The following is a 12,254-nucleotide window of genomic DNA, read 5'->3' as shown; positions in this document are numbered from 1 at the left end:
TATCATTTCACGGGTTGGGCCGCGGCTTGGTTTGCGGCCAGGAAGAAACGGGCGATCCGGTCGGCCACCGGGCCGCTGTCGGGGGGGCGCTGACCCAGACGGGCCGCGGCCTCGGCCAGCAGGGCGTCGGGCACGACACCGCGGCCGCGCTTTTCGATCAATCCGGCGGTAAAGGCGTCGTCGAATTCGGGATGCGGCTGCACCGACAGGCCGTTGACGCCATAGGCCAGCCCCGCGTAGCGGCAGAAAGGAGAGGTGGCGATGGGTTCGGCACCGGGGGGCAAGGCCGTCACCTGGTCCTGATGCCAGGCGTTCAGCCTGAGGGTCTGGCCGCCGAAATCGTATTCGGTCGGCCCGGTGGACCAACCGCCCGAGAATTTCTCGACCTTGCCACCCAGGGCCTGGGCCATGATCTGGTGACCGAAACAGACCCCCGCGACCGGCACGCCGGCGGCAAAGGCGTCGCGGATGAAGCGTTCCAGCGGGGCGATGAACGGATGCCCCTCGTAGACGCCGAATTTCGACCCGGTGATGAGCCACCCGTCGCAGTCCCGAACCGAATCGGGAAACGCCATGTCCATCACCCGCCAACGGGCAAAGGTGAACCCGTGCCCGGCCAGCAGGGTTTCGAACATGTCGGGATAGTCGCCGTGCCGGTCGCGCAGGCTCTCGTGCGCTTCGCCGGTTTGCAGAATGCCGATTTTCATGCGGTCCTCACACGGTATCGAGATACAGATGCAACACTTCGTCCGGCGTCATCTCGGCCATGTAGCGGATCTCTTGCCGCTTGGTGCGCAAGAGGTTCTCGATCAGTTGCGGGTCAAAGATGCGGGCCATTTCGGGGCTGGACTCGAAGGCGTCGACGGCATCTTGCCACGTCGTCGGCATTTGCGGAAGGTCCAGTTCATAGGCGTTGCCGGTGATCGGCGCCGGCGGGGTCAGGCTATCCTCGATCCCGGTCAGAGCCGCGCCCAGCACGCCGGCCATCATCAGATAGGGGTTGATGTCGCCGCCCGCGACGCGGTGTTCGATGCGCCGCGCGCGCCGATTTCCCGAGGGGATGCGCACCGCGGCGGTGCGGTTCTCATAGGCCCAGGCGATGCCGGTCGGGGCGTGTGCGTCGGGCACAAGCCGGTCATAACTGTTGGCGTGGGGCGCCAGCAGCAGCGTTGCGCCCGCCATCGCCCTGAGGCATCCGGCGACCGCCTGATGCAGCAGCGGCGAACCCATCTGCGAGCCGTCGTCGAACAGGTTGATCCCCTCGGGGTCGGTGATCGAGAAATGCATGTGCATCCCGTTTCCCGGCCAGTCCTCGTAGGGTTTGGCCATGAAACTGGCGGCGAAACCGTGCTTGCGCGCCAGACCCCGCACCAGCATCTTGAACAGCCAGGTGTCGTCGGCGATCTTCAGCACATCGTCGGAATGCAGCAGGTTCACCTCGAACTGGCCGGGTCCGGCCTCGGAGATCGCCGTGTCGGCGTCGATGTCCATCGCCTCGCAGGCGTCGTAAAGATCGGTGAAGAACCGATCGAAGGCATCGAGCGCCCGCAGCGCCAGCGTGTCGGCGCCGGGGCGCCGCTTGCCCGACCGGGGCGAGGGCGGCACCCGCAATTCGCGTCCGGAATCGTCGATCAGGTAGAACTCCAGCTCGGTCGCGCAGACCGGGCGCATGCCGCGATCGTGAAAACGCCGGACGACGGCGGCCAGCGCGTGACGCGGGTCGCCGGCATAGGGCGTTCCGTCCTCGTGGAACATCCAGATCGGCAGCAGCGCGGTCGGCGCCTCGAGCCAGGGCATGGGCAGAAAGCCGCGCTCGGTGGGTTTCAGAACGCCGTCGGCGTCGCCGGATTCAAAGACCAGGGGGCTGTCCTCGATGTCCTCGCCCCAGATGTCGAGGTTCATCACCGAAAACGGAAACCGCGTGCCGTCGCGCACCAGTTTGTCGGCAAAGCGCGAGGGGATGCGTTTTCCACGGGCCTGGCCGTTCAGATCGGCAGCGGCGACACGGATGGTTCGGACGTTCGGGTGATGGCGGAGCCAATCACGCATGGGTCACCTTATGTATTGCGGTCTGAACCGGAACCGGGCCCGCGCCGCCCTGGGAAGATGCCGGTTCAGCCGACGGTTGACGATGCCGAACAGACCGATCACCGTCAGCGTCATCAGCACGAAATAGAGCCCGACCAGCGGGTAGGCGATGAACGGGTTGAAGGTCTGCGCGGCAAAATATTGCGCGTAATACAGGGCATCGCCCATCTGCTGCCAGGCCGGAAAGGCCGAAAAGAACACCAGCGTCGTGGCGTGCAGCAGAAAGATCGCCTCGTTGGTGTAGCTGGGCCATGCCAGTCGCAGCATGGTCGGCCAGGTGATGCGGCGAAACTTGCGCCAGCCGGTCAGGCCATAGGCATCGGCGGCCTCGCTGTCGCCCTTGGGGATCGACGCGAGGGCGCCATGGAAGATCTCGGCCGTATAGGCCGAGGTGTTGAGAAACAGCACGAACAGCGCCCCCGCCCAGGCGCGCGTCATCCATTGCGTGGGCACCGTGATCTCGCCCAGCGTGACGCCGGCGCGCGGCAGCAGCACCAGCGCCTCGTAGACAAAGAAGAACTGCACGAACAGCGGCGAGCCGCGGAACAGGAAGATGAAGCCTCGCGCCGGGCGGTTCAGCCAGGCGCTGGGGCTGGCCTTGCCCAGCGCCACGACGGTGGCCAGCACGAAGCCGAAACTCAGCGCGAGCACCGCGAAATAGACGTTCCAGATCAACCCCGAGGCGATCAGCGCCACCTGGTCGCAAACCGTGATGTCCAGCCCGGACGGCAGCAGGCGCGCGCCGTATTCGCGCCCCAGAGAGCGCAGGATCAGCGTTTCGAAACTTTCCGCGCAGGTGTTCATGCGGCGGCCTTTCGCAGGGCTTCGCCGCCCGCGGTCGCCTGCCCATGGTTGAGCCGCGCCATCAGGCGGTCGAACACCTTCTGGCTGATCCAGGTCAGGCCCAGGTAGAACACCAGCACGCCCAGGAAATACCAGACCCGCCAGTCCGGGTGCGCATAGGCGTAGTGCCCGGTCTTCTGACCGCCCAGTTCACGCGCCCAGAAAACCACGTCCTGGATGCCCAGCAGGAACAGCAGCGGCGTCGCCTTGGTCAGGATCATCCACAGGTTCGACAGCCCGGGCAGGGCATAGACCCACATCTGCGGCAGCAGGATGCGGCGAAAGGTCTGCGCGCGGGTCATGCCATAGGCCTCGCCGGTTTCCAGCTGCGCGCGCGGCACGGCGGCCATCGCCCCGTTCAACGTGTTCGCGGCAAAGGCGCCAAAGACCAGTGCAAAGGCGAACAGCGCCAGCGAAAAGCCCCAGACGTCGTGCACCCAGGCCGGGTCCGTGGCCAGCGGCATCTTGGCCGCCGGGCAGACGATGAAGTCGTTGCCCTGGCGCACCGGATCGGGCCAGTCGGGGCACAGCAGGCGGTGGCGGGCATATTCGACGCCCTGGTCGATCGCCAGCGGCACGAACAGGAAAAAGATGATGTCGGGCACGCCGCGCACCATCGACACATAGGCCAGGCCCGGCAGCCGCACCAGCCGGCTTTGCGCCCGAACCGCCAGCGCGCCCAGGAACCCCATCCCCAGCGCCAGCGGCGCCGCCAGCGCCAGCAGCAACAGCACGACCAGCACCGACCGATACAGGGCCATGTGCGAGCCCGTGGTCAGATAACAGGCCATCCATTGCCAGTCCGGCAGCGTGGAAGGGTCCGAGCAGAACGTGAACATGGTGTGCACCGGCCGTGTCCCGGCGCCCGCCAACGGGGCCGGGACCAGCCTCGATCATATCATTCGAAGACCGGCACGGTCTCGCCGAACCACTGGCGCAGCAGGGCATTGAGCGAGCCGTCCGCCTTCATCGATTCGATGGCGGCGTTGAAGGTCGCGCGCAACGCCTCGTCCGACTGGCGCAGGCCGATCGACACGCCGTCGCCCGCCGTCGGCACGGTCGCCAGGAACGCGAGTTCGCCATTCGATTCCGTCACATAGGTGACCAGGAAGTCGTGGTCGGCCAGCACCGCGTCGGCGGTGCCGTTGCGCACCGCGGCGATGGTTTCGTCGGCGGTCGGGAATTCGATCAGCGTGGCCGAGGTTTCCGCGACCATGCTGGCCTGCACGGTGTTCGACTGGGCCGCGATCACGCCCGATTCCATCACCGCCGGATCGGTGCCCGCCAGCGCCATGTAGCCCGACGGGTCGGGCAGCTTGTAGGCTTCGCTGAACGCGATCACCTCGGCCCGGGCAGGGGTGGCGTTCATGCCGGCCATGATCGTGTCATAGTTGCCCGCGACCAGGTTGGGGATGATCGAATCCCAATCGTTCTGGACCCATTCGCAGGTCAGGTTCGCCCGCGCGCAGAGCGCATTGCCCAGGTCGATTTCGAACCCGACCAGTTCGTTGCTTTCGTTCAGATAGTTGTAGGGCGGGTAGGCGCCCTCGGTGCCCATGCGGATCACCTGTTGGGCCAGCGCGCCCGAGGCCGTCAGCGCCAGAACGGCGGCGGTCAGTGCAAGGTTCTTCATCAGTCTTACCTCGTGTTGGACCTGGGTCCAGGTTTTGCCTCAGGCCGGTTGCGTGGCGCTGAGGAATTGCTTCAGCCGCGCCGATTTCGGCGCGCCGAACAGGGTGTCGGGAGGACCCTCCTCCTCGATCAGGCCCTGGTGCAGGAAGATGACGTGATCGGACACGTCCGCCGCCAGCCGCATGTCATGGGTGACGATCAGCATCGTGCGCCCCTCATCGGCCAGGGCCTTGATGACGCGCACGACCTCTTGCTCGAGCTCGGGGTCCAGCGCCGAGGTCGGTTCGTCGAACAGCAGCGCGCGCGGTTCCATGCAGAGCGCGCGGGCGATCGCCGCGCGCTGCTGCTGTCCGCCCGACATCTGCGCCGGGTAGACATCGCATTTGTCGCCGATCCCAACCTTGTCCAGCAACGCCCGGGCGCGGGTTTCGACCCGCGCGCGGTCCTGGCGCAGCACCGTGACCGGGGCTTCCATGACGTTTTGCAGGACCGTCATGTGCGACCACAGGTTGAAGTTCTGGAACACCATCGACAGGTTGGTGCGGATGCGCGCGACCTGGGCGCGGTCCGCGGGGTGCCGGCCCAGACCCTCGCCACGCCAGCGCACGCTTTCACCCTCGAACAGGATGTCGCCCTGCTGGCTGTCCTCGAGCAGGTTGCAGCACCGCAGAAGCGTGGATTTGCCCGACCCCGAGGACCCGATCAACGAGATGACCTGCCCGGGCCGCGCACGCACATCGACGCCTTTCAGCACCTCGAGCGAGCCGTAAGCCTTGTGCAGGCCGCGGATCTCGATGACAGGCACGGTCGGGTCGGCGTAAGGAGCAGGCGGGGCGGCGGTCACGGGGACTCCGTCATGATTTGATCATATTCCGCCACTAGGACGTATTTTCACACCGAATGCAACGGCGGATTCACGATTCTGTCAATGCCGCTGCGCCCGATTGCGGTGCCGGTGGAACGGCGTGGGCGTGACGATGCGCGCCAGAAGGGCACCGGTCAGAAAACCGCCCAGATGTGCCTCCCAGGCGAGCATTCCGCCCGCCATCAGCCACAGCACCACGTTCATCAGCACCAGTCCGCCGACCATCCTGGCGGGATCGCTCAGCGACGCGCCGACCGCGCGGCGCCGCTGCACGTCCCAGAAGATCGTCGTGCCGAACAACCCGAACACCGCGCCCGAGGCCCCCAGCATCGGCGCCGAACCGCCGTTCAGCAGGGCGAACCCGGCGCCGCCGCCGATTGCGCACAGCGCAAAGACCAGCACGAACCCCGCCTGTCCCAGGCGCATCACCGTCTCGCGCCCCAGGTGCAGCAGGATCAGCATGTTGAACAGCATGTGCAGAAAGCTGCCGTGCAGCAGCGCGTAGCTCAGGAACATGCTGACACGCTGCCCCGGAAAGACCGGCTGCCAGTCGCCCAACAGTTGCGGCCAGAATGCGCCGTAGATGATCGCCGCGCGGCGGATGTCGCTGTAGCCGGCCAGATCGGCGAGGGTGAAAACGATTTCGAGCCCGGCGCAGAGTCCGGCGATGGCCAGGACCACGGGCGCAGGACGACCGGACAGGGGCAGGGGGCGAAGACGGGTGTTCATGGCTCAGGGATGGCAGCGCCACCCCGCGGATGCAAGGGGGGACGCGCGGTCGCCGGTCAATACCCGGTCGCGTGGCAGACCGAACCCACCGTGGCCACGATGATCCGCAGGTCAAAGCCGAAGGTCAGCCGCTGCGCATAGCGCAGGTCCAGCGCGGCGCGCAGCGCAAAGCTGGTCTCGTTGCGCGCCGTCACCTGCCACAGGCCGGTGATGCCCGGACGCAGGCCCAGATAGGCGCCGGGGTGTTGATACAGCGGCAATTGTTCGGGCAGCATCGGGCGCGGGCCGACCAGGCTCATGTCGCCCTTCAGCACGTTCAGCACCTGCGGCAGTTCATCGAGCGATGTCTTGCGCAGCAGCCTGCCCAAGGGCGTGATGCGCGGGTCGCGCTTCAGCTTTTGCGTCAGGTCCCATTCGCGGCGCAGCTCGGGGTCGGCCTCCAGACACGCCGCCAGCTTGGAGTCGGCGTGATGCACCATGGTGCGCAGCTTGAACATGCGGAACCGGCGGCCGTTCAGGCCCAGCCGCTCTTGCGTGTAAAAGGGGTTGCCGCTTTCGATCCACAACGCCAGCGCCAGCACCAGCAGCACCGGCGCCGCCAGGAACGCGGCCAGCCCGCCCAGCGCCAGGTCCAGCAGGCGTTTGCCCAGCCGCGCGTAGCCGCCGTGCAACGCCGGCAGCGGCACGGGTGCGAGCCGCAGGTCGGACCAGACCGGCACCGGGACCACGATGGGGGCGGTAGCGGTCGCTGGCAAAGGGCCGAGAACAACCCCGGTCGGATCGGGGAGCGCGCGGTAATGCAGGGTCATGGCAGCACCCACATGGTTTCCGGTTTCGGCAGACGCCCCCCCAGGCGACGAACCGACTGACTTTGAACACGGTTTAGCCTTTTTCCGGCCTTGGAAGAACCAAATTGAGGCAAGATTGCCGCAAATTGGCCATAAACATTCTGTTTCCGAAATGGAACCGCGCTCACTTTGTGCGTATCGCAATGCGGGATGCAATCAACGGGGAAAAAGCGCGGGTTCGTTCCCGGACTGCGAACGATGCCGCGATGCGGGTCGGATCGCGCAAACCACGGAAAACACGTCAAGAGGGAAAGATTGGCAATCAATCACCCCTGGGTGGTGCGCCCTGCGAATCACCATCCGGGGCCGTCCGCGCAAAACCGCCCAGAAACCGCCGCGAGAATTTGGTATTGTGGTCAAACTTGCCCTATATCACCCTCGAGAGAACGCCTCCGGGTCCCCTTCTGGGGGCGAGGGGCGCACGACCAACCGGATCGGGCATGGCACAGGCACTGAATTACTACTTGGACCATTTCGGGCTGCGCGAACGACCCTTCGCGCTGGCGCCCGATCCCGAGTTCCTGTTCTGGTCGCCCGAACACCGGGGTGCCTATGCGATGCTGGATTACGGGCTGAGCACGCGCGCGCCGATCACCCTGCTGACAGGCGAGATCGGCGCGGGCAAGACCACCTTGCTGCACCATTTCATCGACACGATGGACGACGCGGTGACGATCGGCATGATCTCGAACGCGAGGCCGGGCGTCAACGACGTGCTGCGCCGGGTCTGCGCGGCGCTGGGCCTCGATGTGCCCGCGGGTGGCGACAGTGCCGATCTGTTCGCGGTGATCCAGACCTTTCTTCTGGACGAACACCGCAAGGGAAACCGCGTGTTGCTGGTCATCGACGAGGCTCAGAACCTCAACCGCGACGCGCTGGAAGACCTGCGCATGTTGACCAACATCAACGCCGGGCGCGACGAGGTGTTGCAACTGCTGCTGGTCGGCCAACCCGAGCTGCGCGCGATGGTGCGCCGCGCCGACCTGATCCAGTTCGCGCAGCGCGTGGCGGCCAGCTATCACCTGCCGAAACTGGATGCGGCGGCGACCGGGGGCTATATCGCCTCGCGCATCCGGCAGGCGGGGGGCAATCCCAACATCTTCAGCCGGCAGGCCGCCGACCTGGTGCACCAGGCGACCGGCGGGGTGCCGCGGCTGATCAACCAGCTGTGCGACCTGGCGCTGACCTACGCCTTTGCCGAGGGCGCGACCATGGTCAAGCGCGAGACCGTGGCCTGCGTGCTGCGCGACGGCGTGTTCTTTGGCGTTTCCGACCCGCCCGAGGGCTGAGCAGGGGGCGCCGGGCTTGACTTCGCCCCGGCAACGCTGTGTATCCGGGCAGTCCAAAGCCCATGCCCCGGAGTCCCGTGATGCACGCCTATCGCAGCCACACCTGCGCCGATCTCAACACAGCGCATGTCGGCCAGACCGTCCGCCTGGCGGGCTGGGTCCACCGGGTGCGCGACCACGGCGGCGTGCTGTTCATCGACCTGCGCGACCATTACGGCGTCACCCAGGTGCTGGCCGACAGCGACAGCCCCGCGTTCAAGGCGCTGGAGAAGGTCCGCGCGGAATGGGTCGTGTCGATCGACGGCACGGTCAAGGCGCGCGACGCGGCGCTGGTCAACCCCAAGATCCCGACCGGCGCGATCGAGGTCTATGTGCGCGACCTGCGCGTTCTGGGCGAGGCGGGCGAATTGCCGCTGCCGGTGTTCGGCGAGCCCGACTATCCCGAGGAAACGCGCCTGACCTATCGTTTCCTCGATCTGCGCCGCGACACGCTGCATCAGAACATGATGCTGCGTTCGAACGTGGTGCGGTCCTTGCGCAACCGCATGTGGAACGCAGGTTTCAACGAGTTTCAGACGCCGATCATCACCGCCTCCAGCCCGGAAGGCGCGCGCGACTTCCTGGTGCCCTCGCGGCTGCATCCGGGCAAGTTCTACGCGCTGCCGCAGGCGCCCCAGCAGTTCAAGCAGCTCATCATGGTGGCGGGCTTCGACCGCTATTTCCAGATCGCGCCCTGCTTCCGTGACGAGGACCCGCGCGCCGACCGCTCGCCCACCGATTTCTACCAGCTCGACGTGGAAATGAGCTTTGTCGAGCAGCAGGACGTCTTTGCCGCCGTGCAGCCGGTGATCCAGGGCGTGTTCGAGGAATTCGGCGGCGGGCGCCGGGTGGATCCGGACTGGCCGCTGATCGCCTATCGCGATTCGATGCTGTGGTATGGCTCGGACAAGCCCGACCTGCGCAACCCGATCAGGATGCAGGTCGTGAGCGAGCATTTCGCGGGCTCGGGCTTTGCGATCTTTGCGAAACTGCTGGAAAACGAAGGCACCGAGATCCGCGCGATCCCCGCGCCGACCGGCGGCAGCCGCAAGTTCTGCGACCGGATGAACGCTTTTGCCCAGCAACAGGGCCTGCCGGGGATGGGGTATATCTTCTGGCGCAAGGGCGACGACGGCAGCATGGAAGCGGCCGGTCCGCTGGCCAAGAACATCGGCCCCGAACGCACCGAGGCGATCCGCCTGCAACTGGGCCTGGGCGAGGGCGACGCGGCGTTTTTCCTGGGCGGCAAGCCCGAGGCCTTCGAGGCCGTCGCGGGCCGCGCGCGCAACGAGATCGGCCGCGAACTGGGCCTGACCGACGAGGGCGTGTTCAAATTCGCCTGGATCGTCGATTTCCCGATGTATGAAAAGGACCCGGAAACCGGCAAGATCGACTTTTCGCACAACCCGTTCTCGATGCCGCAGGGCGGCATGGCGGCGCTGCAGGGCGATCCGCTGACGGTGCTGGGCTATCAGTATGACCTGGCGTGCAACGGCTATGAACTGGTCTCGGGCGCGATCCGCAACCACAAGCCCGAGATCATGTTCAAGGCGTTCGAGCTGGCGGGCTACCCGGCCAGCGAGGTCGAGAAGCGGTTCGGCGGCATGGTCAAGGCTTTCCAGTATGGCGCGCCTCCGCATGGCGGCTGCGCGGCGGGGATCGACCGGATCGTGATGCTGCTGGCCGACACGGCGAACATTCGCGAGGTCATCATGTTCCCCATGAACCAGCGCGCCGAGGACCTGATGATGGGTGCGCCCTCCGAGCCCACGAACGAACAGCTGCGCGAGCTGCGTCTGAGGGTTCTGCCGGTCGAGAAGTGAGCGAGGCGGCGGGGGCTGCCGCCCCCGCACCCCCGCTTCAAGGGGGGCAGGCCCCCCTTGAAAATCCCCCTGCGTATTTGGAACAAGATGATAGGCGGGGCTTGCCTCGGGTCCGGGGATCGTGTGTGCTGCGGGCGTAAAGCGAGGGGATGAACCGTGTCTGATCTGAGCCAATGGGTGGCGCCGCAACTGCCGTCGCGGCAGGCGATCGCCGGTCGCTATGTGACGCTGGAGCCCTTGTCGCGCGAACACGCGGCGGGCCTGTTCGAGGCGTTCGAGGAGGACGGCGAGGGGGCGATGTGGCGCTGGCTGCCGGCCGGGCCTCATCGGACCCTGTCGGAGTATCTGGGCTGGCTCGATTCGGCGCGGCTGGGGTGGGACCCGTTGCATTATGCGGTGCGGATGCAGGACGGGCGGTTGGGCGGCACCCTGAGCCTGATGCGAATCGACCCGCGCGCGGGGTCGGCCGAGACCGGTTGGCTGACCTTTGCGCCGCGGTTGCAGCGCACCCGCGAGGCGACCGAGGCTGTCTATCGCCTGATGGCGTGGAGTTTCGAGGCCGGCTATCGGCGGTTCGAATGGAAATGCGACGCCGCCAACATGCCCTCGCGCCGCGCCGCGCAGCGGTTCGGGCTGAGCTATGAGGGCATTTTCCGGCAAGCGGGGGTGGTGAAGGGGCGCAATCGCGACACCGCCTGGTTTGCCGCGATCGACCGCGAGTGGCCGGCCTTGCAAGCGGCTTTCGAGACCTGGCTGGACCCGGCGAATTTCGACAGCGCGGGGCAGCAGCGGCAAAGCCTGGCGGCGCTGACCGACGGCCTGCTTGCGGCGCGCGACCCCGTGCTTCAGCCGCGCTGACGCATCGCCAGCAGCCAGAGCCCGACCAGCCCCAGCGACAGGATCGCGTTCCAGCTGGCCATGGACAGGCCGAACATCTCCCAGGCGACGTCGGTGCAGCGCACGACAGGCGCGGCCAGGATCTGGTCCAGCAGTTGCTGCGGCGTCAGTTGGGTGATGTCGCCGGCGCCCGAACAGGTGGTCGGACCCTGCCACCAGCCGCGCTCGACCCCGGTGTGGTAGACGCCCAGGCCGCTGGCCGTGGCCGCCGCGATCGCCCCCAGGGCCATGATCCAGACGGCCGGGAAGAACCAGACGACGACCCCCAGCACGAAGGCCGCGAGATGCGGCCAGCGTTGCAGGATGCACAGCTCGCAGGGCGCCAGGCCGACCACATACTGAAAGAACAGCGCCCCGGCCAGCATCGCCGCCGAACCAAGTCCCGCCAGGGATGCCAGGGACCAATCTCTCACAGGAACCTCACCGCCAGGAAACCGCCCAGCAATAGAGCGATGAACAGCGCCGTCAGCAACCCCAGATACCGTTCGATGAAATCACGAATGGGTGCGCCAAAGGCGTAGAGCAGCCCCGCCACCAGGAAGAACCGCCCCGCCCGCGCCAGCACGCTGGCGACGACAAAGACCGGCAGCGACAGTTGCGTCGCACCCGACAGGATGGTGATGACCTTGAAGGGGAAGGGGGTCAGCCCCGCGATCAGCACCATCCAGGCGCCCCAGGCGTTGTAGCGCTGCGCGAAGGCGTCGAAATAGTCGCCCTTGCCGTAGAACTCGAGCACCGGGCGGCCGACGCTTTCGAACAGCCCCCAGCCGATCGCATAGCCCACAAGCCCGCCCAGCACCGAGGCGGCCGTGGCCACGGTGGCGATGCGGAAGGCGCGTTTCGGCGCGGCGATGATCATCGGGATCATCAGCACATCGGGCGGAATCGGAAAGACCGACGCCTCGATGAAGGCGACCACGGCCAGCGCCCAGAGCGCCCTTGGGTGGGCGGCCAGCGAGAGGGTCCAGTCATAGAGTCTGCGCAGCATGGCGGCTCCATCGGCGTGTCGGGCCGGATTGCCCCAGCCGCGATGGCGCGTCAAGGCCATCCCCCGTTGACCGCGCGCGTCGGGCAGGATAATCCGGCCTCAGGTGGCCCGAGTGGCGGAACGGTAGACGCAGGGGATTCAAAATCCTCCGCCCTAACGGGTGTGCGAGTTCGAATCTCGCCTCGGGCACCACGTCGCTTTCCGGGGCGAATT

13 protein-coding genes and 1 tRNA gene are annotated in these 12,254 nt (G+C 66.6%); 4 read left to right on the top strand and 10 right to left on the bottom strand.

Annotated features, from left to right (window positions below; translation table 11 throughout):
- Positions 1 to 2: 2 nt before the first annotated feature.
- The 8 genes from H6900_15900 to H6900_15865 form a co-directional block, all read right to left on the bottom strand.
- Positions 3 to 707 carry a type 1 glutamine amidotransferase gene (locus tag H6900_15900; GenBank protein MCC0074764.1) on the bottom strand — a complete coding sequence of 235 codons (705 nt, stop codon included), beginning with the start codon at positions 705 to 707 and terminating at the stop codon, positions 3 to 5.
- Positions 708 to 714: 7 nt separating this feature from the next.
- A complete protein-coding gene (locus H6900_15895; protein ID MCC0074763.1) occupies positions 715 to 2,049 on the bottom strand; it encodes a glutamine synthetase in 1,335 nt (444 codons plus the stop codon).
- Positions 2,050 to 2,052: 3 nt separating this feature from the next.
- Positions 2,053 to 2,892 carry an amino acid ABC transporter permease gene (locus tag H6900_15890; protein MCC0074762.1) on the bottom strand — a complete coding sequence of 280 codons (840 nt, stop codon included), beginning with the start codon at positions 2,890 to 2,892 and terminating at the stop codon, positions 2,053 to 2,055.
- Complete coding sequence (locus tag H6900_15885; GenBank protein MCC0074761.1) at positions 2,889 to 3,770, bottom strand: ABC transporter permease subunit; 882 nt, start codon at positions 3,768 to 3,770, stop codon at positions 2,889 to 2,891. Before H6900_15885 ends, H6900_15890 begins: the two co-directional genes overlap by 4 nt.
- A gap of 59 nt (positions 3,771 to 3,829) precedes the next feature.
- Entirely contained in the window at positions 3,830 to 4,564 is a 735-nt protein-coding gene (locus H6900_15880) for a transporter substrate-binding domain-containing protein (GenBank protein ID MCC0074760.1), read from the bottom strand.
- 39 nt (positions 4,565 to 4,603) lie between these two features.
- A complete protein-coding gene (locus H6900_15875; GenBank protein ID MCC0074759.1) occupies positions 4,604 to 5,368 on the bottom strand; it encodes an ATP-binding cassette domain-containing protein in 765 nt (254 codons plus the stop codon).
- Between the two features lie 120 nt (positions 5,369 to 5,488).
- Positions 5,489 to 6,157 carry a rhomboid family intramembrane serine protease gene (locus H6900_15870; protein ID MCC0074758.1) on the bottom strand — a complete coding sequence of 223 codons (669 nt, stop codon included), beginning with the start codon at positions 6,155 to 6,157 and terminating at the stop codon, positions 5,489 to 5,491.
- A 56-nt stretch (positions 6,158 to 6,213) separates the two neighbouring features.
- Complete coding sequence (locus tag H6900_15865; protein ID MCC0074757.1) at positions 6,214 to 6,966, bottom strand: sugar transferase; 753 nt, start codon at positions 6,964 to 6,966, stop codon at positions 6,214 to 6,216.
- A gap of 479 nt (positions 6,967 to 7,445) precedes the next feature.
- Between H6900_15865 and H6900_15860 the strand changes: the two genes are divergently transcribed.
- The 3 genes from H6900_15860 to H6900_15850 all read left to right on the top strand — a co-directional run bounded on the left by H6900_15860 (position 7,446) and on the right by H6900_15850 (position 11,014).
- Positions 7,446 to 8,294 (top strand): AAA family ATPase, encoded by an 849-nt coding sequence (locus H6900_15860; GenBank protein MCC0074756.1) that lies wholly within the window; start codon positions 7,446 to 7,448, stop codon positions 8,292 to 8,294.
- Positions 8,295 to 8,374: 80 nt separating this feature from the next.
- Complete coding sequence (gene aspS / locus H6900_15855; GenBank protein ID MCC0074755.1) at positions 8,375 to 10,156, top strand: aspartate--tRNA ligase; 1,782 nt, start codon at positions 8,375 to 8,377, stop codon at positions 10,154 to 10,156.
- A 207-nt stretch (positions 10,157 to 10,363) separates the two neighbouring features.
- Positions 10,364 to 11,014 carry a GNAT family N-acetyltransferase gene (locus tag H6900_15850; protein MCC0074754.1) on the top strand — a complete coding sequence of 217 codons (651 nt, stop codon included), beginning with the start codon at positions 10,364 to 10,366 and terminating at the stop codon, positions 11,012 to 11,014.
- On the opposite strand, the gene H6900_15845 is transcribed toward H6900_15850, so the two are convergent.
- Both H6900_15845 and H6900_15840 read right to left on the bottom strand, forming a co-directional pair.
- Positions 11,002 to 11,466, bottom strand: a complete 465-nt coding sequence (locus H6900_15845) for a disulfide bond formation protein B (protein MCC0074753.1) — start codon at positions 11,464 to 11,466, stop codon at positions 11,002 to 11,004. The two genes, H6900_15850 and H6900_15845, sit on opposite strands and share 13 nt — an antisense overlap.
- Positions 11,463 to 12,041 carry a DedA family protein gene (locus tag H6900_15840; protein MCC0074752.1) on the bottom strand — a complete coding sequence of 193 codons (579 nt, stop codon included), beginning with the start codon at positions 12,039 to 12,041 and terminating at the stop codon, positions 11,463 to 11,465. The genes H6900_15845 and H6900_15840 overlap by 4 nt, the downstream gene beginning before the upstream one ends.
- A gap of 106 nt (positions 12,042 to 12,147) precedes the next feature.
- Between H6900_15840 and H6900_15835 the strand changes: the two genes are divergently transcribed.
- A tRNA-Leu gene (locus tag H6900_15835) sits at positions 12,148 to 12,233 on the top strand.
- Positions 12,234 to 12,254: the final 21 nt, after the last annotated feature.

This window comes from Rhodobacter sp. (assembly GCA_020637515.1).
Taxonomy (GTDB): Bacteria; Pseudomonadota; Alphaproteobacteria; order Rhodobacterales; family Rhodobacteraceae; genus Pararhodobacter.
Note: the sequence above shows the minus strand (reverse complement) of the source record. Positions and strands in the feature narration are given on the sequence as shown.

Coding starts and splice junctions, on each gene's coding strand:
- H6900_15900 (MCC0074764.1), bottom strand. CDS start 707: ATGAAAATCGGCATTCTGCAAACCGGCGAAGCGCACGAGAGCCTGCGC.
- H6900_15860 (MCC0074756.1), top strand. CDS start 7,446: ATGGCACAGGCACTGAATTACTACTTGGACCATTTCGGGCTGCGCGAA.
- H6900_15885 (MCC0074761.1), bottom strand. CDS start 3,770: ATGTTCACGTTCTGCTCGGACCCTTCCACGCTGCCGGACTGGCAATGG.
- H6900_15880 (MCC0074760.1), bottom strand. CDS start 4,564: ATGAAGAACCTTGCACTGACCGCCGCCGTTCTGGCGCTGACGGCCTCG.
- H6900_15865 (MCC0074757.1), bottom strand. CDS start 6,966: ATGACCCTGCATTACCGCGCGCTCCCCGATCCGACCGGGGTTGTTCTC.
- H6900_15890 (MCC0074762.1), bottom strand. CDS start 2,892: ATGAACACCTGCGCGGAAAGTTTCGAAACGCTGATCCTGCGCTCTCTG.
- H6900_15840 (MCC0074752.1), bottom strand. CDS start 12,041: ATGCTGCGCAGACTCTATGACTGGACCCTCTCGCTGGCCGCCCACCCA.
- H6900_15895 (MCC0074763.1), bottom strand. CDS start 2,049: ATGCGTGATTGGCTCCGCCATCACCCGAACGTCCGAACCATCCGTGTC.
- H6900_15870 (MCC0074758.1), bottom strand. CDS start 6,157: ATGAACACCCGTCTTCGCCCCCTGCCCCTGTCCGGTCGTCCTGCGCCC.
- aspS (MCC0074755.1), top strand. CDS start 8,375: ATGCACGCCTATCGCAGCCACACCTGCGCCGATCTCAACACAGCGCAT.